The sequence below is a fragment of the Robertmurraya sp. FSL R5-0851 genome (assembly GCF_038002965.1).
GTDB lineage: Bacteria > Bacillota > Bacilli > Bacillales > Cytobacillaceae > Robertmurraya_A > Robertmurraya_A beringensis.
The window spans coordinates 12,501-36,451 of record NZ_JBBOOE010000001.1; the positions used below are offsets into that span (position 1 = coordinate 12,501).

The window sequence follows — 23,951 nt, forward strand, 5'->3', positions numbered from 1 at the left end:
AAATCCTGCTTTTGGATTTGACTAGACGGATCGAAACGGCCGAGAAGTTAGAAGCCGAAACTGGACAAAGAAATACCGAGTAATCGCCATTTTAGTTTTCTCTCTAATTTATTAGAGAAATTCTTTTTAACCATAGGTTAAGTTAGAAAGGGCGCACGGTGAATGCCTTGGCACTAGGAGCCGATGAAGGACGGTACTAACACCGATATGCTTCGGGGAGCTGTAAGTAAGCTTTGATCCGGAGATTTCCGAATGGGGAAACCCTCTATCCGTAATGGGATAGAATCTTTACCTGAATACATAGGGTAATGAAGGCAGACCCGGGGAACTGAAACATCTAAGTACCCGGAGGAATAGAAAGCAAACGCGATTCCCTGAGTAGCGGCGAGCGAAACGGGATTAGCCCAAACCAAGAGGCTTGCCTCTTGGGGTTGTAGGACACTCTATACGGAGTTACAAAGGAATGAAGTAGACGAATCGATCTGGAAAGGTCAGTCATAGAAGGTAACAACCCTGTAGTTGAAACTTCGTTCCCTCTTGAGTGGATCCTGAGTACGGCGGAACACGTGAAATTCCGTCGGAAGCAGGGAGGACCATCTCCCAAGGCTAAATACTACCTAGTGACCGATAGTGAACCAGTACCGTGAGGGAAAGGTGAAAAGCACCCCGGAAGGGGAGTGAAAGAGATCCTGAAACCGTGTGCCTACAAGTAGTTAGAGCTCGTTAACGAGTGATAGCGTGCCTTTTGTAGAATGAACCGGCGAGTTACGATTACATGCGAGGTTAAGTTGATAAGACGGAGCCGTAGCGAAAGCGAGTCTGAATAGGGCGAATTTAGTATGTGGTCGTAGACCCGAAACCAGGTGATCTACCCATGTCCAGGGTGAAGTCCAGGTAACACTGGATGGAGGCCCGAACCCACGCACGTTGAAAAGTGCGGGGATGAGGTGTGGGTAGCGGAGAAATTCCAATCGAACTTGGAGATAGCTGGTTCTCTCCGAAATAGCTTTAGGGCTAGCCTCATGTAGTAAGAGTCTTGGAGGTAGAGCACTGTTTGGACTAGGGGCCCTCATCGGGTTACCGAATTCAGACAAACTCCGAATGCCAAAGACTTATCCATGGGAGTCAGACTGCGAGTGATAAGATCCGTAGTCGAAAGGGAAACAGCCCAGACCACCAGCTAAGGTCCCAAAGTATACGTTAAGTGGCAAAGGATGTGGAGTTGCTTAGACAACCAGGATGTTGGCTTAGAAGCAGCCACCATTTAAAGAGTGCGTAATAGCTCACTGGTCGAGTGACTCCGCGCCGAAAATGTAACGGGGCTAAACGTATCACCGAAGCTGTGGATTGGCGTCACACGATGTCAGTGGTAGGAGAGCGTTCTAAGGGCGTTGAAGCTAGACCGGAAGGACTGGTGGAGCGCTTAGAAGTGAGAATGCCGGTATGAGTAGCGAAAGATGGGTGAGAATCCCATCCACCGAATGCCTAAGGTTTCCTGAGGAAGGCTCGTCCGCTCAGGGTTAGTCGGGACCTAAGCCGAGGCCGAAAGGCGTAGGCGATGGACAACAGGTTGATATTCCTGTACCACCAAATTACCGTTTGAGTGATGGGGGGACGCAGGAGGATAGGGTAAGCGCGCTGTTGGATATGCGCGTCCAAGCAGTTAGGCTGATCACGAGGCAAATCCCGTGATCAAAAGGCTGAGCTGTGATGGCGAGGGAAATATAGTACCGAAGTTCCTGATTCCACACTGCCAAGAAAAGCCTCTAGCGAGGTAACAGGTGCCCGTACCGCAAACCGACACAGGTAGGCGAGGAGAGAATCCTAAGGTGAGCGAGAGAACTCTCGTTAAGGAACTCGGCAAAATGACCCCGTAACTTCGGGAGAAGGGGTGCTCTTCAGGGTGAATAGCCCAGAAGAGCCGCAGTGAATAGGCCCAGGCGACTGTTTAGCAAAAACACAGGTCTCTGCGAAGCCGCAAGGCGAAGTATAGGGGCTGACGCCTGCCCGGTGCTGGAAGGTTAAGAGGAGGGGTTAGCCTTAAAAGCGAAGCTCTGAATCGAAGCCCCAGTAAACGGCGGCCGTAACTATAACGGTCCTAAGGTAGCGAAATTCCTTGTCGGGTAAGTTCCGACCCGCACGAAAGGCGTAACGATCTGGGCACTGTCTCAACGAGAGACTCGGTGAAATTATAGTACCTGTGAAGATGCAGGTTACCCGCGACAGGACGGAAAGACCCCGTGGAGCTTTACTGTAGCCTGATATTGAATTTTGGTACAGCTTGTACAGGATAGGTAGGAGCCTGAGAAGCCGGAGCGCTAGCTTCGGTGGAGGCGTCGGTGGGATACTACTCTGGCTGTATTGAAATTCTAACCCTCACCCCTAAATCGGGGTGGGAGACAGTGTCAGGTGGGCAGTTTGACTGGGGCGGTCGCCTCCTAAAAAGTAACGGAGGCGCCCAAAGGTTCCCTCAGAATGGTTGGAAATCATTCGTAGAGTGTAAAGGCACAAGGGAGCTTGACTGCGAGACCTACAAGTCGAGCAGGGACGAAAGTCGGGCTTAGTGATCCGGTGGTTCCGCATGGAAGGGCCATCGCTCAACGGATAAAAGCTACCCCGGGGATAACAGGCTTATCTCCCCCAAGAGTCCACATCGACGGGGAGGTTTGGCACCTCGATGTCGGCTCATCGCATCCTGGGGCTGTAGTCGGTCCCAAGGGTTGGGCTGTTCGCCCATTAAAGCGGTACGCGAGCTGGGTTCAGAACGTCGTGAGACAGTTCGGTCCCTATCCGTCGTGGGCGTAGGAAATTTGAGAGGAGCTGTCCTTAGTACGAGAGGACCGGGATGGACGCACCGCTGGTGTACCAGTTGTCTTGCCAAAGGCATCGCTGGGTAGCTATGTGCGGAAGGGATAAGTGCTGAAAGCATCTAAGCATGAAGCCCCCCTCAAGATGAGATTTCCCATAGCGCAAGCTAGTAAGATCCCTGAAAGATGATCAGGTTGATAGGTCAGAGGTGGAAGCGCGGCGACGTGTGGAGCTGACTGATACTAATCGATCGAGGACTTAACCAAATATAGATGAAACGTATTTCTTTCTTCTTCATTCATTATCTAGTTTTGAAGGAATGATTTTCTTCAACTGAATACAAGTCTAGTGGCGATAGCGAAAAGGTCACACCCGTTCCCATACCGAACACGGAAGTTAAGCTTTTCAGCGCCGATGGTAGTTGAGGGTTTCCCTCTGTGAGAGTAGGACGTCGCTAGGCAAAGAAAAAAGCACCTGAGTGGGTGCTTTTTTGTTATATAAAGATAAGATAGTATAAGATTTTCTACTTAGAGAATTGTCTAGCTCCAGCGCCCCTAACGCCTAGTGTCCTTCGCTTTTCTTATTATTTCTTCATCATTAAATATTGATAAACAAGAAAGGGGCCTTTGTCTAAGCTGACTTGTAAGAATGATTGAATGAAAGGGAAGTCCTTATTTGGCATGGTCTTTACTAACTCACTCCACCACTCCGTTTCGTAGCGGGCAATCATACTTAGGTTATATAGCAGTAAATAATGAATAAGTAATTCATTGTATTGAAGTAAATCTCCTTTTGTCAAAGAAAGGGAGAAATGATTGTCTACCAGATTATATTTTAATATAGAAAAGGATGATAACTTTTTTCCAGCTAAGTGAAAACAAAGGTTGTCATTCAAATGATTACTACATAAGAAATCGCCATTCGTTTTTGTTTGGAAAAACTCTGTAAATCGATCACTAGTCATATGAAAGGTATCAAGAGCGGACTCAGGGATGTGAATGTCTGTTCCTTTATTCTCAACCGGTAAGAAAGTTCTCTTTCCTACGAGCTCTTCAAAAAGACTAGTAAGCTCTGGAATTTGCATTAAGAGATCATTCATTGTCGTTTTTTCCCCTTCCAATTGTTTCATGTGAAACAATCTTTCTCCAATATGAGGAAACAATCCTGTCTTCTGAAACTTCACTTCATCCTGAAAAAAATGATATTGCTGCTTTTTTCTCTTCCTAGTTGAAACTCCATGAGCAAGTACAGAGGTCGTTTCAGGATAATTTGGGTCTACAGTTAAAATACATGCTTTCAATAAGTGAACGAGACCATAGAAGATCAGAATAGGCTGGATGATGAGTGGTGAGTTCCTTGCCTGTTCATAATATACCTGACCGTGTTCAAGATAATAAATAAAGGGGTAGCAGTTTTCATAACTTTTTTGTTCGGCATCTGAAAGCTCTAAAGATTGATAACACTTTTTTAAATAATGCTGTGTCGAATCGGCTGAAAAAAAGAGTGAAAATGAGTGCAAATTGGCATAAGGGAAAATCAAATTCGTAACCTCCAAATTAATTGAAAAATCAAACATATTGAACAGTTCTTGACAGTATTTTAACCAATTGATAACCTACTAATAATATTTTCGAGTAGGGGGGCAATATTTATGTGGGAAAATAAGTTTGTTAAAGAGGGTTTAACCTTCGACGATGTATTGTTAGTGCCTGCAAAATCAGAAGTACTTCCTAGAGATGTGAGTTTACAAGTTCACTTAACAGAAAAAATCAAGCTAAACATTCCAATGATTAGCGCAAGTATGGACACAGTAACAGAAGCAGAGATGGCGATTGCTATGGCGAGACAAGGTGGAATTGGTATTATCCATAAAAACATGTCTATTGAACAGCAAGCCGACCAGGTGGACAAGGTTAAACGTTCAGAAAGTGGAGTTATTACGGATCCTTTCTTTTTGACTCCTGATCAACAAGTGTTTGATGCCGAGCATCTTATGGGGAAATACCGAATTTCTGGTGTTCCAATCGTAAATAACGATGAGGAGCAAAAGTTAGTTGGGATCTTAACAAATCGTGATCTACGCTTCATCCAAGACTACTCGATAAAAATTTCGGATGTAATGACAAAAGAAAACTTAGTTACAGCTCCTGTGGGAACAACTTTAGAAGAAGCTGAAAGCATTTTACAAAAGTATAAAATCGAGAAACTTCCACTGGTTGATAGTGAAGGAGTACTTAAAGGATTAATTACGATTAAAGATATTGAGAAAGTAATCGAATTCCCTAATTCGGCAAAAGATGAGCAAGGTCGTTTATTGGTTGGTGCAGCAGTAGGTGTAACAACAGATACAATGAAACGCGCTGAGATGCTAGTAAGAGCTCAAGTAGATGTGCTGGTTATAGATACTGCTCATGGTCACTCTAAAGGCGTTATTGACATGGTCAGATCTATTAGAGAGACATTCCCGGAAATAGCCATCATTGCAGGGAATGTAGCGACAGCAGAAGCAACAAGAGAGCTAATCGAAGCTGGGGCAGATATCGTGAAAGTGGGTATTGGACCAGGATCTATCTGTACAACAAGAGTAGTTGCAGGTGTAGGTGTACCGCAAATCACAGCAGTATACGATTGTGCAACAGAAGCTAGAAAGCATGGAAAAGCAGTTATCGCTGATGGAGGAATTAAATACTCTGGAGATATTGTAAAAGCTTTAGCAGCTGGTGGACATGCTGTTATGCTTGGAAGCTTATTAGCTGGTGTGACAGAAAGCCCAGGAGAAACAGAAATCTTCCAAGGCAGACGTTTCAAAGTCTACCGTGGTATGGGTTCAGTAGCAGCAATGGAAAAGGGGTCAAAGGACCGTTATTTCCAAGAAGACAATAAGAAGTTTGTTCCAGAGGGTATAGAAGGACGCCTTCCATACAAGGGACCATTAACAGATACGATTTACCAATTGGTTGGTGGATTACGTTCTGGAATGGGGTATTGTGGAACAAAGAATTTACAAGAACTCAGAGAAAACTCAAAGTTCATTCGAATGACAGGAGCAGGTCTTCGTGAAAGTCATCCACATGATGTTCAAATCACGAAAGAAGCACCTAACTACTCACTTTCTTAAGATTTCCTGAGACTTTAGAACGAAGAGATTACAAGTATTTTTACAAGACAGAGTGACCTTTCTCTGTCTATTTTTTTTGTAATTTATATGGTAAACTGTACAAGGTGCAAAAAATATAGAATCATGTCGAAATGATTTTCATAGAGTAATTGACAAAGATGGAGGTAAGTTCATTGTATCGTTTAAAAAACATTTCAATCTGGGTAATGACCTTGACAATAGCATTCACATTATCGTTTGCAACAAGTGTATCACCCGTAAAGGCAGAAGAGGATCCACTTGGAATTACGGCGGAAGCAGCCATTCTACTTGATGCAGAGACTGGGAAGATTCTTTATGCAAAAAATATAGATGTTGTCCTAGGTGTGGCATCTATGTCGAAAATGATGACCGAATACCTGCTACTTGAAGCCATTGCTGAAGGTAAGATTAAATGGGATCAAAAAGTAAAAATTAACGCGTATGTTCATGAACTATCAGCAGCGCCTGGTCTATCCAATGTTGGGTTAACTGAAGGAGAAGATTATACGGTTGAAGAGCTTTATCAAGCAATGGCCATTCATTCTGGGAATGCTGCCACGGTTGCTTTAGCAGAATTAATGGCGGGATCTGAAACAAATTTCATCACACTTATGAATAAAAAGGCTGAAGAACTACAATTAGAGGATTATAAGTTTGTCAATTCGAGCGGACTTAATAACAGCAGTTTGTTAGGGAATCACCCAGCTGGTGGGGCTGATGAAGAAAATGTGATGTCAGCTAGAGCAACAGCTAAGCTTGCTTACCATTTAATTAATGATTATCCTGAGGTCATTGAAACAGCTAAAATGCCTGAACTTCAATTCAGAGATGGTCGAACATATAAGAACTTTAACTGGATGCTCCCAGGTCTTATTTTTGAATATACAGGGGTAGATGGATTAAAGACCGGCTCAACTGACTTTGCTGGTGCTGGGTTTACCGCAACCGCTGAGAAAGATGGACAACGTGTGATTGCAGTTGTGATGAAAGCTGCAACAAAGGACGAACGTTTTACAGAAATGAGAAAAATATTAGATTATGCGTTCGGTAACTTTACGGAAGAAGAAATAGTTAAAGAAGGATATCAAGTTAAGGGACAAAAAACGTTACCCGTAACAAAAGGGAAAGAAGACGAGGTATCTATTGAGTCAAAGGAAAGCATCTCCATGGTTGTTAAAAATGGAGAAAAGGACCAATACAAAACGGTCTTAAAATTGGATGAAGATAAGTTGAATGAAGACGGAGAGCTAACAGCTCCAGTAAAAAAAGGTGATAAGGTAGGAACACTCACGATTGAGCCTATCGAGGGTGAAGGGTTAGGGTTCCTAACTGAATCTGGCCAAAAGCAAATTACGGTTGATGTGATCGCTACAGAGGATGTAGAAAAAGCCAACTGGTTTGTTTTAATGATGCGTGGAGTTGGGGGCTTTTTTGGAAACCTATGGGACAGTGCCTCTTCAGCTGTTAAAGGAATATTTTAAATAAAGAGATTATTTCCTCGTAAATAAGAGCTTCCTGTCTTGACAGGAAGCTCTTTTTATTGTTTATTTACGAATAGGGAAAAAGATTAATTTCGATTGAATTCGTTATGCTTTCCTTTTTTTAGTAGCTACATATGGAGACATAATTTACCCATCTAATGTAGATGGTAATAATGAAAGGGGATCAAGTATGAAAACAGGTACAGATCGAGTTAAACGTGGTATGGCAGAAATGCAAAAAGGCGGCGTCATTATGGACGTTGTTAACGCAGAGCAAGCAAAAATTGCTGAAGAAGCAGGTGCGGTTGCAGTTATGGCGCTTGAAAGAGTGCCTTCAGATATTCGTGCGGCTGGTGGAGTAGCTCGTATGGCAGATCCACGCATTATGGAAGAAGTAATGAATGCTGTTTCTATTCCTGTCATGGCTAAAGCACGTATTGGTCATATTGTAGAGGCTCGTATTTTAGAAGCAATGGGTGTTGACTACATTGATGAAAGTGAAGTATTAACACCAGCTGACGAGGAATATCATCTGTACAAGAGTGACTTTACCGTTCCTTTTGTATGTGGATGTCGTGACCTTGGGGAAGCTGCTCGTCGTATTGGTGAAGGAGCTTCTATGCTTCGTACAAAAGGTGAACCAGGAACTGGGAATATCGTAGAGGCTGTTCGTCACATTCGTCAAGTAAATGCTCAAGTACGTAAAGTGGTCGGAATGAATGTGGACGAGCTTATGACAGAAGCTAAGCTTCTAGGAGCGCCATTTGAGCTACTTCTTCAAATTAAGGAGTTAGGACGTTTACCGGTTGTTAACTTCGCAGCTGGTGGGGTTGCAACGCCTGCAGATGCTGCTTTAATGATGGAGCTAGGTGCTGATGGAGTATTCGTAGGATCTGGAATCTTTAAATCAGATAACCCAGCTAAGTTTGCTCGTGCGATTGTAGAAGCAACAACACATTACCAAGACTACAAACTAATTGCTGAGCTTTCAAAGGAGCTTGGAACGCCAATGAAGGGGATTGAAATCTCTTCTTTAGCTCCAGAAGCTCGTATGCAAGACCGTGGATGGTAAGGTGAACAAAATGGTTAAAGTAGGAGTACTAGGCCTTCAGGGGGCTGTACGTGAGCATATACGCTCCATTGAAGAGAGTGGGGCAGAAGCTGTTGTAATTAAAACAAAAGAGCAGCTAGAAGAAGTAGATGGGTTGATTATGCCTGGTGGAGAAAGTACAACGATGCGCCGCTTAATCGATAAGTACGATTTTATGGGGAGCCTTAAGGAGTTTGCGCAGTCAGGAAAACCAATGTTCGGAACTTGTGCAGGACTTATCTTAATGGCGAAGGAGCTTGTTGGTTACGATCAACCTCATATTGGTGCGATGGATGTAAAAGTAGAGCGAAACTCATTTGGACGCCAACGTGAAAGCTTTGAAGCAGATTTAGATATTGCTGGTGTTGGTGAAAACTATCCAGCCGTCTTTATTCGTGCCCCACATATTGTTGCTGCAGGTGAGAATGTTGAAATCCTCGCGAAGCATGAAAATCGCATTGTTTTTGCTAGAGAAGGACAATTCCTTGGTTGCTCCTTTCATCCAGAATTAACGGAAGATCACCGTATCACGCAGTATTTTATCAATATGGTAAAAGAAGCGAAAAAAAAAATATAATCCGGTTGCATCTTGGAAATAATTGTAGTAAAGTACTATAAAAATAAATAATTGTAATGCATTGAGAGGAACTAGTAGCAGGAGAGCTATTTTAAAGAGAGCCGATGGTTGGTGGAAATCGGTAAATGGTGCTTGTGAATCCATCCTTGAGTGAAGTATGGAAAGCTTAGATTGTGAGTAAATACTTCCGGTTAAAAACCGTTATTTATTTAAGGTGGAAGGTGAATGATACCTTCAACTAGGGTGGCAACGCGGGTAACTCTCGTCCCTTTTATAGGGACGGGAGTTTTTTGTTTGCTGAAAATGATAAAGGAGGAAGCAATATGTTAGATTTAAAATTTTTGCGTGCTAATTTTGAAGAAGTGAAGGCAAAGCTTCAGCATCGTGGAGAGGATTTAACAGATCTAGGTAAATTTGAAGAGTTGGATCGTACTCGTAGAGAGTTAATTTTAGAAGTAGAGCAGTTGAAAAGTAAGCGTAACGAAGTTTCTCAACAAGTGGCAGTACTTAAGAGAGAAAAGAAGGATGCAGATCAATTAATTGCTGAGATGAAAGAAGTAGGAGATAAAATTAAAGGGTTAGATGATCATTTACGAGACGTGGAGGAAACATTGGAAAAGCTTCTACTTAGCATTCCGAATATCCCGCATGAAAGTGTTCCTGTTGGTGAAACAGAGGATGATAACGTTGAGATTCGTAAATGGGGAGAGATTCCTAGCTTTGAATTTGAACCAAAGCCGCATTGGGATGTAGCAGATGGTCTTGGAATCGTTGACTTTGAACGAGCGGGCAAAGTGACGGGAAGCCGTTTCGTTTTTTATAAGGGTCTAGGTGCTAAATTAGAGCGTGCCTTGTTTAATTTTATGCTTGATTTGCATACAGAAGAGCATGGTTATGAAGAGGTTCTACCTCCGTACATTGTAAACCGTGCAAGTATGACTGGAACTGGACAGCTTCCGAAATTTGAAGAAGATGCCTTCCGAATTGAAAGCGAGGATTTTTTCTTAATTCCAACAGCAGAAGTTCCCGTAACGAATTTACATCGTGATGAAATTTTAAGTGGTGAGGATTTACCTATTAACTATGCAGCCTTTAGCGCATGTTTCCGTTCTGAGGCAGGATCTGCAGGTAGAGATACAAGAGGTTTGATTCGCCAACATCAGTTTAACAAAGTGGAGCTTGTAAAGTTTGTTAAGCCAGAGGATTCTTACGAAGAGCTTGAAAAATTAACAGGTCATGCGGAAAAGGTATTACAGCTTTTGGGACTTCCATATCGTGTATTAAGCATGTGTACGGGAGATCTTGGCTTTACGGCAGCGAAGAAATACGATATTGAAGTTTGGATTCCGAGTTATGAAACGTATCGTGAGATTTCTTCTTGTAGTAACTTTGAGAGCTTCCAAGCACGTCGAGCTAATATTCGTTTTAGACGTGAAGCGAAAGGAAAACCAGAGGCTGTGCATACACTGAACGGTTCAGGTCTAGCAATTGGTCGTACGGTGGCGGCGATCCTAGAAAACTTCCAGCAAGCGGATGGCAGTGTGGTCATTCCAGAAGTGTTACGTCCGTATATGGGGAACCGTGAAGTGATAAAATAAGACTAACGGTTGTAAATTAAGCGGGTGGAACATCAACATCCGCTTGATATTTTTTGAATAATAGTTGACTTCATTTTTTGTACATGCTATATTATAACTTGTCGATGAGATACGGAGGTATACCCAAGTCCGGCTGAAGGGATCGGTCTTGAAAACCGACAGGCGGGTCAAACCGCGCGGGGGTTCGAATCCCTCTACCTCCTCCATCTAATTGAAATGAACCATTGCGCATAAAATGGAGATTGAAAACCGCTTGTGATATCACAGCGGTTTTTTTGCGTTTAAAAATTATAATAAAAAAATCGCTGAAAAACTCAGCGATTATCTTTTTAGTAATTGTGATTGTTTTATATGATTGGCAATACGTTCGATCACTGGTTCAATGGAGGACTCGTCATCCCTGATGTCATATTCATTAATATTAATTCGTAACACGGGACATGCCGAGAATGAGTTAATCCAATCTTCATAACGTTGATGCATTTCATTCCAGTAATTAATTGGTGTTTGCTGTTCCATTGGGCGTCCACGCTCTTTAATTCGACCGATAATGTCATCAATGGATCCCTCTAGATAAATAAGTAGATCTGGATGAGGGAAATACGGTGTCATGACCATGGCTTCGAAAAGACTTGTATATGTCTCATAATCTACCTTAGACATCGTACCTTTTTCAAAATGCATTTTTGCAAAAATACCCGTATCTTCATAAATCGAACGGTCTTGAATAAATCCACCGCCATACTCGAAGATACGCTTTTGCTCTTTAAATCGCTCGGCAAGGAAGTATACTTGCAAGTGAAAGCTCCATCTAGTAAAGTCCGCATAAAATTTATCTAAATAAGGATTCGTATCTACTTTTTCAAAGGAAGTACGAAAATCAAGTGCATTAGCAAGAGCGTTCGTCATCGTAGACTTCCCAACTCCTACTGTCCCTGCAATCGTAATAACAGAGTTAGCAGGTATTCCGTATTTAGTTCGAAGGTTCATGATTACATACTCCTTTTTCTAACGATGTGGTTAACTGGTTGATAATCTTGTCTAGGTCACTCTTATTTTTTATAAAGTCTAGCTCGTCTCCATTAAAACGTAAAACAGGGATTTCAGGATGCAATTTTTCAAATTCACTTATTGCATGATCATAATCGATTGATAATTGCTCAAGATAAAGAGGGCTTATATTCTTCTCAATTTCCCGACCGCGCATTTTTATCCGCGATAAAAGGGTGTCCAAACTAGCATGTAAATAGATAATGACGTTTGGTTTTGGCATATCTCTAGTTAATATTTGGTAAATATTAAAATACTTATCATACTCTTCCGTACTAAGTGTACGCTGAGCAAAAATGAGATTCTTAAATATATGATAATCGGCTACGACCGGCTCGTTTTTGGTAAGATATAACTTCTGTATATCACCGAGTTGCTTGTATCGGTTACATAAGAAAAACATCTCGGTTTGAAAGCTCCACTCTTCAATGTTTTCATAAAACTTCCCTAAAAATGGGTTTTCATCAACGATCTCTCGAAGTAATGCAAATTGGAAGTGATCAGAAATCACCTTGGCTAATGATGTTTTGCCCACACCAATTGGCCCCTCTACCGTGATAAAAGGCGTTTCCCCCATGGCTTGTCCTCCTTACAACACCACTACCTAAGGTGGTATTTCCGTCTATATTAAAATAAATATTTTTATGAGACAAAGACCGTTTTATCACATATAGGTCTAATAGGAATATGGAATTATTTCTTGTTTCCCATATTGAAAATTTTAGTAAAAAAATAGCAGCCCTAATAGCTGCTATCGTTACTCTTATCTTTTTACAACGTTAAAGTTTTCTACAATGAGTAACCAGTTTTGTGGAAAAGCGAGTCCGAGCTTCCAGTAGCTCATTCCACGAAGGTTTAACTCTTTAATCAAGTCGAATTTTGCTTGAATCGAACGGGCGTCTTCGAACCAAACTTCATGTTGCTTACCTTCTTTGTCCCTGTATTTAAAAAAGGGTGCTTGAGCCGTAGTATCATACTGAATGGCAACATTATTCGTTGCAGCAAGTTGGATCGCTTGCTGAGGACTTACAGCTTTTGCTACCGTTCCTTGGACAAATGGAAGCGTCCAATCATAACCATATAAGTTCTGACCCATCATGATTTTTGAAGCAGGCATTTCTGTTAACGCATATTCAATGACCTTTCTTACAGGACCAATAGGGGACACAGCCATAGCTGGACCACCGCTATAACCCCACTCATAGGTCATAATAACAACAAAGTCAACAATTTCCCCATGCGCTCGATAATCATGAGCCTCATACCATTAAATCATTTACCGTTGTGGAATAGGCTTGAGCAATTCCATAAAGCGATTGGTTTGGCTGCACGACATGAATTTGCATGTTTTTCCCTTCTAGATGAATCGAGCAAACCATAAGAATAATGGTGTACACTCCAAATCGTGATAGATTGAACGCTATCACCATCTTATGAAGGAAAAGAGTTATTCAAGTTACATAATTCTTATAGAGGATCAATCTTGCCTTTTAAAACATTTTTAATCATTTTTAATGAGTACTCATTGTCTTGGTCATCAGCAGAAGCAATTGCATTGTGTGGAACATGTATGGAATATTCCCTCATATATGCATCATTTGCAGTAAAAAGTACACATATGTTCCCGGCAATTCCTGTAATGACCAGATTACGTACATTCAGTTGGTATAGTAGGGTATTTAGTGCGGTACCAAAAAAAGCGGAATGCTTTGGTTTTATTAGAAAAAGATCGTCCTGGTTCGGTTGGATGATATGAATAATTTCTTTACTTAAGGAGTTTTCACAATAATTGATGATACGTGTAACATCTGCTTGCCAGAGATTATAATGGTCATTTATATAAATGATGGGCCGTTTTTCTTTTGTAAACTGTTCCTTTAGTTTTTGGATATTTTTCGCAATTGGTAATGTTTTTTTTGCTAGCACTTCACCATTGCTGAAGTCAAAGTTATTTATCATATCAATAATTAAAAGAGCGGTTTGGCAAGTATTTTCGGGTGTGTCCATAAACGATCATCACTTCCTTTTTTCTTCATTAGCGTGCGAAGGTTGTATTTTTCTATACATTTGGAGATGATGAATAAAATGAATTGAAAGGATTTATATGTGAAAATGAATGATGAAACATATATGTTGGAAGCAATAAAGGAAGCGAAAAAGGCAGAAGAGCTGCAGGAAGTACCTATAGGAGCCGTGATCGTCATCAATGATCAAATTGTGGCAAGAGCTCATAATCTGAGAGAAACTAAACAGAGTGCGGTTGCTCATGCAGAATTGCTTGCTATAGAAAAGGCTTGTGAGGAAATGGGGACATGGAGGCTTGAAGGCGCAACTCTATATGTAACGTTGGAGCCATGTCCGATGTGTGCTGGAGCGATCATTATGTCACGAGTAGAAAAGGTTGTATTTGGAGCAAGTGACCCAAAAGGTGGGTGTGCCGGAACATTTATGAACTTATTATCTGACGAAAGATTTAATCATCAAAGTGATGTGTGCTCTGGTGTGCTCGAAAAGGAATGTGGTGAACTATTAAGTAATTTCTTTCGAAGCATCCGACTAAAGAAGAAAGAAGAAAAAAAGAAAAGAAATGACGCGAAAATCAACTTACAGTAATTTACAGTTGTAAAACGTTGATTTTTAACAGGAAAGAAAGTATACTAAATTATGCGTCGTCAGTGACGCACTTTAAATTAGGTTTCAATTTTGCCGTGCTAGGTGGGGAGGTAGCGGTGCCCTGTACTCGCAATCCGCTCTAGCGAGACTGAATCCCTTCCCGAGGCTGGTTGCCTGTAGGGTCTGCCTTAAGCAAGTGGTGTTGACGCCCGGGTCCTGCGCAATGGGAATCCATGAACCATGTCAGGTCCGGAAGGAAGCAGCATTAAGTGGACGCTCCCATGTGCCGCGGGGTTGCCTGGGCCGAGCTAACTACTTAAGTAACGCTTATGGGCGCCAGTCGACGGAAGGTGCACGGCAGTTAAATACTAATAGCAAACTCATCTCTTCTATAAAGAGGTGAGTTTTTTGCATATCTAGTTGAAGATTTCTTAAACAGCCTTTGTAAAAAGGATTTTCTTTACGTTATAATAATAAGGACCATATATAGGAGGGGGCTTGTCTGTGGCTTACCAAGCTCTATATCGTGTTTGGCGTCCTCAAACATTTATTGATGTTGTTGGACAAGAACATGTAACAAAGACTTTGCAAAACGCCCTGCTTCAGCAGAAAATCTCACATGCATATTTATTTTCTGGACCAAGAGGAACGGGGAAAACAAGTGCAGCAAAGATTTTTGCAAAAGCGGTTAACTGTGAAAATTCGCCCGCAAACGAACCATGTAACGTGTGTCCTGCTTGCTTAGGTATTACGGATGGATCGATTCCAGATGTCATTGAAATAGATGCGGCTTCTAACAATGGGGTCGAGGAGATAAGGGATATAAGGGACAAAGTGAAATTTGCACCAAGTTCTGTGAAGTATAAGGTCTATATCGTTGATGAAGTCCATATGCTTTCTATCGGAGCTTTTAATGCCTTACTTAAGACTCTGGAGGAACCGCCAAGACATGTCATCTTTATACTAGCTACAACAGAGCCTCATAAAATTCCTCTGACCATTATCTCAAGATGTCAGCGGTTTGATTTTAAGAGGATATCTGCTCAATCGATTGTAAATCGGATGAAAACAATCGTGGATGAAACAGGTGTTCGCTATGAGGAAAAAGCGCTACAAGTCGTTGCGAGAGCAGCAGAAGGTGGAATGCGTGATGCACTTAGTTTACTTGATCAGGCCATTTCGTTTAGCCGTGATGAGGTAACAGTTGAAGATGCATTAACCGTTACAGGTTCTGTTTCTCAAGGGTTGTTAAACCAGTTAGCAACAGCTATAAAAGAAAGAGATGCAGCAAAAGCATTGGAAGCGTTAGAGGAGTTATTATTTTTAGGTAAGGATCCTTCAAGATTTATTGAGGATTTTATCCTTTATTACCGCGATATGCTTCTCTTTAAGGCCGCGCCAAATTTAGAAGAATCATTCGAACGAGTATTACTTGATGAAGATTTTAAACAAATAGCCGAAGCTGTTAACCAAGAAGATATTTATCAAATTATAGAGACGTTAAATAAATCTCAACAAGAGATGCGCTGGACAAACCATCCTCGCATATTTTTAGAAGTAGCAGTAGTGAAACTTTGCCAAATGAATGTTAGAGATAATGGTAAACAAACTAGTTCTATTGAGATTGATTCTTTGTTGAGTAAAATATCTAGCCTTGAGGAACAACTATCAGATCTTAGGGAAAATGGTATTGCAGTAACGAATGATCAAGTTGCTAATACAGCTAGTCAAGCAAAACCAGCTCGTACCTCACGAAGAGGGTTTCAGGCCCCTACAGGGAAAATAAATGAGATCCTGAAGAGTGCCACAAAACCTGATTTAACGCTTGTAAAAAGCAAATGGGGAGAATTGTTAGGAAAACTTGTATATAATCAAATGAGATCACAAGCGGCATTACTAAACGAGGCAGAACCAGTAGCAGCTTCAACAACCGCATTGGTGATTAGTTTTAAATATGAGATTCATTGTCAAATGGCGATGGATAACGATCGATTCTTAGTGGTCTTATCCGATTTAACGCAAGAATTAATAGGTCGCCGTTTATCCGTTGTCGGAGTCCCTGAGGAACAATGGCAGACGATCCGTGCTGGATTTATTAAAACAAACCGTGATGGAGAATCTGATCAAGGGGATGCAGCAAAAGATAATGAAGAAGACCCAGTTGTTTCAGAAGCTATCAAACTTTTTGGAAGCGAACTAGTTGAAATTAAAGAATAAATGACATGGAGGATGAAAAAGATGCGTGGAATGGGTAATATGCAAAATATGATGAAACAAATGCAAAAGATGCAAAAGAAAATGGCTCAAGCTCAAGAGGAGCTAGGAGAAAAGAGAATTGAAGGAACTGCTGGTGGAGGAATGGTAACAGTCATTGTTTCCGGACATAAGGAAGTTCTTGAAGTAAATATTAAAGAAGAAGTAGTAGATCCAGAAGATATTGATATGCTTCAAGATTTAGTACTTGCTGCTACAAACGATGCCCTTAAGAAGGCGGAAGAACTAACCAACAATACGATGGGACAATTCACTAAAGGAATGAACCTTCCTGGAATGTTCTAATAGGGGGTTAAAAAGTGCATTATCCTGAACCAATTTCAAAGCTTATAGATAGCTTTATGAAACTGCCAGGGATCGGTCCGAAAACGGCTGCTCGACTGGCGTTTTTTGTGCTAAATATGAAGGAAGACACAGTCCTTGATTTTGCAAAGGCACTTGTTAATGCGAAAAGGAATTTAAGTTATTGTTCGGTTTGTGGACATATAACCGATCAAGATCCTTGCTATATTTGTGAGGACCAAAGACGAGATCGAAGAATCATTTGTGTTGTGCAAGATCCAAAAGATGTAATAGCTATGGAAAAAATGAAAGAATACAGTGGGCTATATCACGTACTTCATGGAGCGATATCACCAATGGATGGTATTGGACCAGAAGATATTAATATTCCTGATTTATTAAAAAGGCTACAAGATGAAGAAGTTCAAGAAATCATACTAGCTACAAACCCAAATATTGAGGGTGAAGCAACCGCTATGTATATTTCACGCTTACTTAAGCCAACAGGTATCAAGATCACTCGTATTGCACATGGTCTACCAGTAGGTGGGGATTTGGAATATGCAGATGAAGTCACGCTATCAAAAGCACTGGAAGGAAGAAGAGAAGTATAAAGTGGGGAATGAATATGTTTTTTCGACGTAAGGGTTGGTTAAGGAAAGAATTTAATGATCAACTTATCTCTCAAATGGAGCAGCTTAAAACAAGCTGGAATAATCAGAAGGCGTTGTTAAACAAAAGCTTCGACCCCTCAGAAGATATTATTTGTCAGACTAAGGTTGCTGAAGCTAAATACTTTTTCCTCTTTAAAGAAGCTAAGCATAGAAATATTAAGATTGACCGGTAAATAACATCACGTTCTTTTTCTATTAGCTTGTACATATATTGTAACTACAAGTGATAAGAGGAGGATCAAACTGTGGAGCCGGTAATTGTTATTTCTATTTTGGGTGGACTAATTGTTTTATTACTTATGATGGGCACACCGTTGAAACCAATTCGTACAGTAGGACAAGGCTTAATCAAAATATTGATAGGAGCATTATTTCTATTCTTCCTTAATGCGTTTGGGAATCAGTTTAATATACATGTGCCTATCAATCTAATGACTTCTGCTATATCAGGCTTTTTAGGTCTACCTGGTTTGGCAGCTTTAGTGGCCGTTCAACTATGGATTTTATAAGCCGAAAAAATAAATCACTTTAGCGGTGGTTTATTTTTTTGATAATAAAATAAAAAAATGTATTTTTATTGTTGACCTGATAATTGAATGGTGATAATATAGTTTAAGTCGCCACGAGGTAATGAAAAAATAACTTAAAAAAGTTATTGACATTATGAAGTGGAACTGATATTCTAATTAAGTCGCCTACGAGCGACAATGATTGTTCTTTGAAAACTAAACAAATCATACGTCAACAAAAATGATTAGTGTTGAAAAATACACTAGCCAACGTTTTAACTTTAAGAGCTAATCTTACTCTTTATTGGAGAGTTTGATCCTGGCTCAGGACGAACGCTGGCGGCGTGCCTAATACATGCAAGTCGAGCGGACCTTTGGGAGCTTGCTCCCAAAGGTTAGCGGCGGACGGGTGAGTAACACGTGGGCAACCTGCCTATGAGACTGGGATAACTCCGGGAAACCGGGGCTAATACCGGATAATTCTTTTCTACACATGTAGAAAAGCTGAAAGATGGTTTCGGCTATCACTCATAGATGGGCCCGCGGCGCATTAGCTAGTTGGTGAGGTAACGGCTCACCAAGGCGACGATGCGTAGCCGACCTGAGAGGGTGATCGGCCACACTGGGACTGAGACACGGCCCAGACTCCTACGGGAGGCAGCAGTAGGGAATCTTCCGCAATGGACGAAAGTCTGACGGAGCAACGCCGCGTGAGTGATGAAGGTTTTCGGATCGTAAAACTCTGTTGTTAGGGAAGAACAAGTACCGGAGTAACTGCCGGTACCTTGACGGTACCTAACCAGAAAGCCACGGCTAACTACGTGCCAGCAGCCGCGGTAATACGTAGGTGGCAAGCGTTGTCCGGAATTATTGGGCGTAAAGCGCGCGCAGGTGGTCTCTTAAGTCTGATGTGAAAGCCCCCGGCTCAACCGGGGAGGGTCATTGGAAACTGGGAGACTTGAGTGCAGGAGAGAAGAGTGGAATTCCACGTGTAGCGGTGAAATGCGTAGAGATGTGGAGGAACACCAGTGGCGAAGGCGACTCTTTGGCCTGTAACTGACACTGAGGCGCGAAAGCGTGGGGAGCAAACAGGATTAGATACCCTGGTAGTCCACGCCGTAAACGATGAGTGCTAAGTGTTAGAGGGTTTCCGCCCTTTAGTGCTGCAGCAAACGCATTAAGCACTCCGCCTGGGGAGTACGGCCGCAAGGCTGAAACTCAAAGGAATTGACGGGGGCCCGCACAAGCGGTGGAGCATGTGGTTTAATTCGAAGCAACGCGAAGAACCTTACCAGGTCTTGACATCCTCTGACAACCCTAGAGATAGGACGTTCCCCTTCGGGGGACAGAGTGACAGGTGGTGCATGGTTGTCGTCAGCTCGTGTCGTGAGATGTTGGGTTAAGTCCCGCAACGAGCGCAACCCTTGATCTTAGTTGCCAGCATTTAGTTGGGCACTCTAAGGTGACTGCCGGTGACAAACCGGAGGAAGGTGGGGATGACGTCAAATCATCATGCCCCTTATGACCTGGGCTACACACGTGCTACAATGGGTGGTACAAAGGGCAGCAAAACCGCGAGGTCGAGCCAATCCCATAAAACCACTCTCAGTTCGGATTGTAGGCTGCAACTCGCCTACATGAAGCTGGAATCGCTAGTAATCGCGGATCAGCATGCCGCGGTGAATACGTTCCCGGGCCTTGTACACACCGCCCGTCACACCACGAGAGTTTGTAACACCCGAAGTCGGTGGGGTAACTCGCAAGAGAGCCAGCCGCCTAAGGTGGGACAGATGATTGGGGTGAAGTCGTAACAAGGTAGCCGTATCGGAAGGTGCGGCTGGATCACCTCCTTTCTAAGGAAAATTGAGGCTTATGACCTTCGGTCAAAGCTAACAACGTTGATGATATGATTTGTTTAGTTTTGAGAGAGCAAACTCTCATATATAAAATAGCAAGTTCTTTTTTTCTGTTGTATGGGCCTATAGCTCAGCTGGTTAGAGCGCACGCCTGATAAGCGTGAGGTCGATGGTTCGAGTCCATTTAGGCCCACCATACAAATTCAACGGGGCCTTAGCTCAGCTGGGAGAGCGCCTGCCTTGCACGCAGGAGGTCAGCGGTTCGATCCCGCTAGGCTCCACCAAAAATTGTTCTTTGAAAACTAGATAATGATATATGAAGAAAACCAAGAAATACCGAGTAATCGCCATTTTAGTTTTCTCTCTAATTTATTAGAGAAATTCTTTTTAACCGTAGGTTAAGTTAGAAAGGGCGCACGGTGGATGCCTTGGCACTAGGAGCCGATGAAGGACGGTACTAACACCGATATGCTTCGGGGAGCTGTAAGTAAGCTTTGATCCGGAGATTTCCGAATGGGGAAACCCTCTATCCGTAATGGGATAGAATCTTTACCTGAATACATAGGGTATTGAAGGCAGACCCGGGGAACTGAAACATCTAAGTACCCGGAGGAATAGAAAGCAAACGCGATTCCCTGAGTAGCGGCGAGCGAAACGGGATTAGCCCAAACCAAGAGGCTTGCCTCTTGGGGTTGTAGGACACTCTATACGGAGTTACAAAGGAATGAAGTAGACGAATCGATCTGGAAAGGTCAGTCATAGAAGGTAACAACCCTGTAGTTGAAACTTCGTTCCCTCTTGAGTGGATCCTGAGTACGGCGGAACACGTGAAATTCCGTCGGAAGCAGGGAGGACCATCTCCCAAGGCTAAATACTACCTAGTGACCGATAGTGAACCAGTACCGTGAGGGAAAGGTGAAAAGCACCCCGGAAGGGGAGTGAAAGAGATCCTGAAACCGTGTGCCTACAAGTAGTTAGAGCCCTGTGTATTTTTCCTTTGGATAAATACCGGGTGATAGCGTGCCTTTTGTAGAATGAACCGGCGAGTTACGATTACATGCGAGGTTAAGTTGATAAGACGGAGCCGTAGCGAAAGCGAGTCTGAATAGGGCGCTTTAGTATGTGGTCGTAGACCCGAAACCAGGTGATCTACCCATGTCCAGGGTGAAGTCCAGGTAACACTGGATGGAGGCCCGAACCCACGCACGTTGAAAAGTGCGGGGATGAGGTGTGGGTAGCGGAGAAATTCCAATCGAACTTGGAGATAGCTGGTTCTCTCCGAAATAGCTTTAGGGCTAGCCTCATGTAGTAAGAGTCTTGGAGGTAGAGCACTGTTTGGACTAGGGGCCCTCATCGGGTTACCGAATTCAGACAAACTCCGAATGCCAAAGACTTATCCATGGGAGTCAGACTGCGAGTGATAAGATCCGTAGTCGAAAGGGAAACAGCCCAGACCACCAGCTAAGGTCCCAAAGTATACGTTAAGTGGCAAAGGATGTGGAGTTGCTTAGACAACCAGGATGTTGGCTTAGAAGCAGCCACCATTTAAAGAGTGCGTAATAGCTCACTGGTCGAGTGACTCCGCGCCGAAAATGTAACGGGGCTAAACGTATCACCGAAGCTGTGGATTGACATCTTTGATGTCAGTGGTAGGAGAGCGTTCTAAGGGCGTTGAAGCTAGACCGGAAGGACTGGTGGAGCGCTTAGAAGTGAGAATGCCGGTATGAGTAGCGAAAGATGGGTGAGAATCCCATCCACCGAATGCCTAAGGTTTCCTGAGGAAGGCTCGTCCGCTCAGGGTTAGTCGGGACCTAAGCCGAGGCCGAAAGGCGTAGGCGATGGACAACAGGTTGATATTCCTGTACCACCAAATTACCGTTTGAGTGATGGGGGGACGCAGGAGGATAGGGTAAGCGCGCTGTTGGATATGCGCGTCCAAGCAGTTAGGCTGATCACGAGGCAAATCCCGTGATCAAAAGGCTGAGCTGTGATGGCGAGGGAAATATAGTACCGAAGTTCCTGATTCCACACTGCCAAGAAAAGCCTCTAGCGAGGTAACAGGTGCCCGTACCGCAAACCGACACAGGTAGGCGAGGAGAGAATCCTAAGGTGAGCGAGAGAACTCTCGTTAAGGAACTCGGCAAAATGACCCCGTAACTTCGGGAGAAGGGGTGCTCTTCAGGGTGAATAGCCCAGAAGAGCCGCAGTGAATAGGCCCAGGCGACTGTTTAGCAAAAACACAGGTCTCTGCGAAGCCGCAAGGCGAAGTATAGGGGCTGACGCCTGCCCGGTGCTGGAAGGTTAAGAGGAGGGGTTAGCCTTAAAAGCGAAGCTCTGAATCGAAGCCCCAGTAAACGGCGGCCGTAACTATAACGGTCCTAAGGTAGCGAAATTCCTTGTCGGGTAAGTTCCGACCCGCACGAAAGGCGTAACGATCTGGGCACTGTCTCAACGAGAGACTCGGTGAAATTATAGTACCTGTGAAGATGCAGGTTACCCGCGACAGGACGGAAAGACCCCGTGGAGCTTTACTGTAGCCTGATATTGAATTTTGGTACAGCTTGTACAGGATAGGTAGGAGCCTGAGAAGCCGGAGCGCTAGCTTCGGTGGAGGCGTCGGTGGGATACTACTCTGGCTGTATTGAAATTCTAACCCTCACCCCTAAATCGGGGTGGGAGACAGTGTCAGGTGGGCAGTTTGACTGGGGCGGTCGCCTCCTAAAAAGTAACGGAGGCGCCCAAAGGTTCCCTCAGAATGGTTGGAAATCATTCGTAGAGTGTAAAGGCACAAGGGAGCTTGACTGCGAGACCTACAAGTCGAGCAGGGACGAAAGTCGGGCTTAGTGATCCGGTGGTTCCGCATGGAAGGGCCATCGCTCAACGGATAAAAGCTACCCCGGGGATAACAGGCTTATCTCCCCCAAGAGTCCACATCGACGGGGAGGTTTGGCACCTCGATGTCGGCTCATCGCATCCTGGGGCTGTAGTCGGTCCCAAGGGTTGGGCTGTTCGCCCATTAAAGCGGTACGCGAGCTGGGTTCAGAACGTCGTGAGACAGTTCGGTCCCTATCCGTCGTGGGCGTAGGAAATTTGAGAGGAGCTGTCCTTAGTACGAGAGGACCGGGATGGACGCACCGCTGGTGTACCAGTTGTCTTGCCAAAGGCATCGCTGGGTAGCTATGTGCGGAAGGGATAAGTGCTGAAAGCATCTAAGCATGAAGCCCCCCTCAAGATGAGATTTCCCATAGCGCAAGCTAGTAAGATCCCTGAAAGATGATCAGGTTGATAGGTCAGAGGTGGAAGCGCGGCGACGTGTGGAGCTGACTGATACTAATCGATCGAGGACTTAACCAAGAAAAGCGGAAGCGCCTTGAACAGACGCGACAAGCATAAGACGAATCACGCAAGAAGGCCTGCCTTCTGGAGGGATTTGGCTTATGACCTCGAGCGGCTAGGCGCTGTAGCTGGACAACGATGAAACGTATTTCTTTCTTCTTCATTCATTATCTAGTTTTGAAGGAATGATTTTCTTCAAGTGAATACGAGTCTAGTGGCGATAGCGAAAAGGTCACACCCGTTCCCATACCGAACACGGAAGTTAAGCTTTTCAGCGCCGATGGTAGTTGAGGGTTTCCCTCTGTGAGAGTAGGACGTCGCTAGGCAAAGAAAAAAGCACCTGATTGGGTGCTTTTTTTATTTATAAATACATAGGTAAAAAAGCACCTATCAAGGTACTTTCAACTGGTTCGTAAATTAGGAGAAAATCTCAGGCTTATTAATTTTTCTAAGTTTTGAAATATAATATTTATATTTTGGATCTGTCGTTGGTGTAGCCACTAAACTTCGTTCACAATCGACGCAAATAAATGAAGTGTATAGATGTATTCCTTTCGGTTTGGACTGCTCGCAAACAACACAAATTTCCCCTAGCTGTTTTATCGCCATAATCGGTTCCAAAATAACTCCACCTCCATACACCTATTGTTACCATGATGCGTTA

General features: G+C 43.3%; 16 protein-coding genes, 3 tRNA genes, 5 rRNA genes, 1 other RNA gene, 1 pseudogene and 1 other annotated feature. Of the genes and pseudogenes, 20 read left to right on the top strand and 6 right to left on the bottom strand.

All coding sequences use genetic code 11. The features are described from left to right. Positions 1-135: 135 nt before the first annotated feature. A 23S ribosomal RNA gene (locus MKX65_RS00060) occupies positions 136-3,074 on the top strand. Positions 3,075-3,152: 78 nt separating this feature from the next. Then, positions 3,153-3,268, top strand: a 5S ribosomal RNA gene (gene rrf / locus MKX65_RS00065). A 123-nt stretch (positions 3,269-3,391) separates the two neighbouring features. Here the strand turns inward: rrf (MKX65_RS00065) and MKX65_RS00070 are convergent. Beyond that, on the bottom strand, positions 3,392-4,348 hold the full coding sequence (locus MKX65_RS00070) for a YaaC family protein (protein WP_340901701.1): 957 nt from the start codon (positions 4,346-4,348) through the stop codon (positions 3,392-3,394). A gap of 111 nt (positions 4,349-4,459) precedes the next feature. Here MKX65_RS00070 and guaB point away from each other — a divergent pair, with 111 nt between their 5' ends. From guaB to MKX65_RS00100, 6 genes are all read left to right on the top strand, one after another. Further along, entirely contained in the window at positions 4,460-5,926 is a 1,467-nt protein-coding gene (guaB, locus tag MKX65_RS00075) for an IMP dehydrogenase (RefSeq protein WP_340901703.1), read from the top strand. A 173-nt stretch (positions 5,927-6,099) separates the two neighbouring features. Beyond that, the gene (locus tag MKX65_RS00080; protein ID WP_377057363.1) at positions 6,100-7,428 is read left to right on the top strand and encodes a serine hydrolase; all 1,329 of its coding nucleotides are present in this window, start codon (positions 6,100-6,102) and stop codon (positions 7,426-7,428) included. A 190-nt stretch (positions 7,429-7,618) separates the two neighbouring features. Next, entirely contained in the window at positions 7,619-8,500 is an 882-nt protein-coding gene (gene pdxS, locus MKX65_RS00085; protein ID WP_160549648.1) for a pyridoxal 5'-phosphate synthase lyase subunit PdxS, read from the top strand. Between the two features lie 10 nt (positions 8,501-8,510). After that, entirely contained in the window at positions 8,511-9,095 is a 585-nt protein-coding gene (gene pdxT / locus MKX65_RS00090) for a pyridoxal 5'-phosphate synthase glutaminase subunit PdxT (RefSeq protein ID WP_340906117.1), read from the top strand. 52 nt (positions 9,096-9,147) lie between these two features. Next, positions 9,148-9,368, top strand: a binding site (T-box leader). A gap of 50 nt (positions 9,369-9,418) precedes the next feature. Continuing rightward, on the top strand, positions 9,419-10,693 hold the full coding sequence (gene serS, locus MKX65_RS00095) for a serine--tRNA ligase (RefSeq protein WP_340901706.1): 1,275 nt from the start codon (positions 9,419-9,421) through the stop codon (positions 10,691-10,693). A gap of 113 nt (positions 10,694-10,806) precedes the next feature. Further along, positions 10,807-10,899 (top strand) — tRNA-Ser (locus tag MKX65_RS00100). Positions 10,900-11,014: 115 nt separating this feature from the next. On the opposite strand, the gene MKX65_RS00105 is transcribed toward MKX65_RS00100, so the two are convergent. The 4 genes and pseudogenes from MKX65_RS00105 to MKX65_RS00120 form a co-directional block, all read right to left on the bottom strand. Then, positions 11,015-11,683 carry a deoxynucleoside kinase gene (locus MKX65_RS00105; protein WP_340901707.1) on the bottom strand — a complete coding sequence of 223 codons (669 nt, stop codon included), beginning with the start codon at positions 11,681-11,683 and terminating at the stop codon, positions 11,015-11,017. Beyond that, the gene (locus tag MKX65_RS00110; protein WP_160549646.1) at positions 11,667-12,320 is read right to left on the bottom strand and encodes a deoxynucleoside kinase; all 654 of its coding nucleotides are present in this window, start codon (positions 12,318-12,320) and stop codon (positions 11,667-11,669) included. Before MKX65_RS00110 ends, MKX65_RS00105 begins: the two co-directional genes overlap by 17 nt. Positions 12,321-12,506: 186 nt before the next feature. After that, positions 12,507-13,010: pseudogene (locus MKX65_RS00115) on the bottom strand (glycosyl hydrolase family 18 protein); the annotation flags it as partial. 200 nt (positions 13,011-13,210) lie between these two features. Further along, positions 13,211-13,750 (bottom strand): isochorismatase family cysteine hydrolase, encoded by a 540-nt coding sequence (locus tag MKX65_RS00120; protein ID WP_340901710.1) that lies wholly within the window; start codon positions 13,748-13,750, stop codon positions 13,211-13,213. Positions 13,751-13,855: 105 nt separating this feature from the next. Here MKX65_RS00120 and tadA point away from each other — a divergent pair, with 105 nt between their 5' ends. The 12 genes from tadA (at position 13,856) to rrf (MKX65_RS00180) (ending at position 23,613) form a co-directional block, all read left to right on the top strand. After that, entirely contained in the window at positions 13,856-14,356 is a 501-nt protein-coding gene (gene tadA / locus MKX65_RS00125; protein WP_160549653.1) for a tRNA adenosine(34) deaminase TadA, read from the top strand. Positions 14,357-14,449: 93 nt separating this feature from the next. Then, an RNA gene (gene ffs, locus MKX65_RS00130) (signal recognition particle sRNA large type) lies at positions 14,450-14,714 on the top strand. Positions 14,715-14,860: 146 nt separating this feature from the next. Next, positions 14,861-16,573, top strand: a complete 1,713-nt coding sequence (gene dnaX, locus MKX65_RS00135) for a DNA polymerase III subunit gamma/tau (protein ID WP_340901712.1) — start codon at positions 14,861-14,863, stop codon at positions 16,571-16,573. A gap of 21 nt (positions 16,574-16,594) precedes the next feature. Then, positions 16,595-16,915: a YbaB/EbfC family nucleoid-associated protein gene (locus tag MKX65_RS00140; protein ID WP_066060132.1), complete on the top strand. Its 321-nt coding sequence runs from the start codon at positions 16,595-16,597 to the stop codon at positions 16,913-16,915. A gap of 14 nt (positions 16,916-16,929) precedes the next feature. Further along, entirely contained in the window at positions 16,930-17,526 is a 597-nt protein-coding gene (gene recR, locus MKX65_RS00145) for a recombination mediator RecR (RefSeq protein WP_340901715.1), read from the top strand. A 14-nt stretch (positions 17,527-17,540) separates the two neighbouring features. Beyond that, the gene (locus tag MKX65_RS00150; protein WP_340901717.1) at positions 17,541-17,759 is read left to right on the top strand and encodes a YaaL family protein; all 219 of its coding nucleotides are present in this window, start codon (positions 17,541-17,543) and stop codon (positions 17,757-17,759) included. Between the two features lie 72 nt (positions 17,760-17,831). Further along, positions 17,832-18,095 carry a pro-sigmaK processing inhibitor BofA family protein gene (locus MKX65_RS00155; protein ID WP_340901719.1) on the top strand — a complete coding sequence of 88 codons (264 nt, stop codon included), beginning with the start codon at positions 17,832-17,834 and terminating at the stop codon, positions 18,093-18,095. A 301-nt stretch (positions 18,096-18,396) separates the two neighbouring features. Next, positions 18,397-19,948 (top strand): 16S ribosomal RNA (locus MKX65_RS00160). A gap of 122 nt (positions 19,949-20,070) precedes the next feature. Then, positions 20,071-20,147 (top strand) — tRNA-Ile (locus MKX65_RS00165). Between the two features lie 12 nt (positions 20,148-20,159). Next, positions 20,160-20,235: transfer RNA gene (locus MKX65_RS00170), tRNA-Ala, on the top strand. Positions 20,236-20,347: 112 nt separating this feature from the next. Further along, positions 20,348-23,305 (top strand): 23S ribosomal RNA (locus MKX65_RS00175). A gap of 192 nt (positions 23,306-23,497) precedes the next feature. Further along, positions 23,498-23,613: ribosomal RNA gene (gene rrf / locus MKX65_RS00180) — 5S ribosomal RNA — on the top strand. Together the 16S, 23S and 5S rRNA genes with 2 tRNA genes alongside form the textbook arrangement of a ribosomal RNA operon. Positions 23,614-23,704: 91 nt before the next feature. Here rrf (MKX65_RS00180) and MKX65_RS00185 read toward each other — a convergent pair. Next, on the bottom strand, positions 23,705-23,896 hold the full coding sequence (locus MKX65_RS00185) for a sigma factor G inhibitor Gin (protein WP_377057360.1): 192 nt from the start codon (positions 23,894-23,896) through the stop codon (positions 23,705-23,707). Positions 23,897-23,951 lie beyond the last annotated feature (55 nt).

Coding starts and splice junctions, on each gene's coding strand:
- guaB (WP_340901703.1), top strand. CDS start 4,460: ATGTGGGAAAATAAGTTTGTTAAAGAGGGTTTAACCTTCGACGATGTA.
- pdxS (WP_160549648.1), top strand. CDS start 7,619: ATGAAAACAGGTACAGATCGAGTTAAACGTGGTATGGCAGAAATGCAA.
- pdxT (WP_340906117.1), top strand. CDS start 8,511: ATGGTTAAAGTAGGAGTACTAGGCCTTCAGGGGGCTGTACGTGAGCAT.
- serS (WP_340901706.1), top strand. CDS start 9,419: ATGTTAGATTTAAAATTTTTGCGTGCTAATTTTGAAGAAGTGAAGGCA.
- MKX65_RS00105 (WP_340901707.1), bottom strand. CDS start 11,683: ATGAACCTTCGAACTAAATACGGAATACCTGCTAACTCTGTTATTACG.
- MKX65_RS00110 (WP_160549646.1), bottom strand. CDS start 12,320: ATGGGGGAAACGCCTTTTATCACGGTAGAGGGGCCAATTGGTGTGGGC.
- MKX65_RS00120 (WP_340901710.1), bottom strand. CDS start 13,750: ATGGACACACCCGAAAATACTTGCCAAACCGCTCTTTTAATTATTGAT.
- tadA (WP_160549653.1), top strand. CDS start 13,856: ATGAATGATGAAACATATATGTTGGAAGCAATAAAGGAAGCGAAAAAG.
- MKX65_RS00140 (WP_066060132.1), top strand. CDS start 16,595: ATGCGTGGAATGGGTAATATGCAAAATATGATGAAACAAATGCAAAAG.
- MKX65_RS00150 (WP_340901717.1), top strand. CDS start 17,541: ATGTTTTTTCGACGTAAGGGTTGGTTAAGGAAAGAATTTAATGATCAA.
- MKX65_RS00185 (WP_377057360.1), bottom strand. CDS start 23,896: ATGGCGATAAAACAGCTAGGGGAAATTTGTGTTGTTTGCGAGCAGTCC.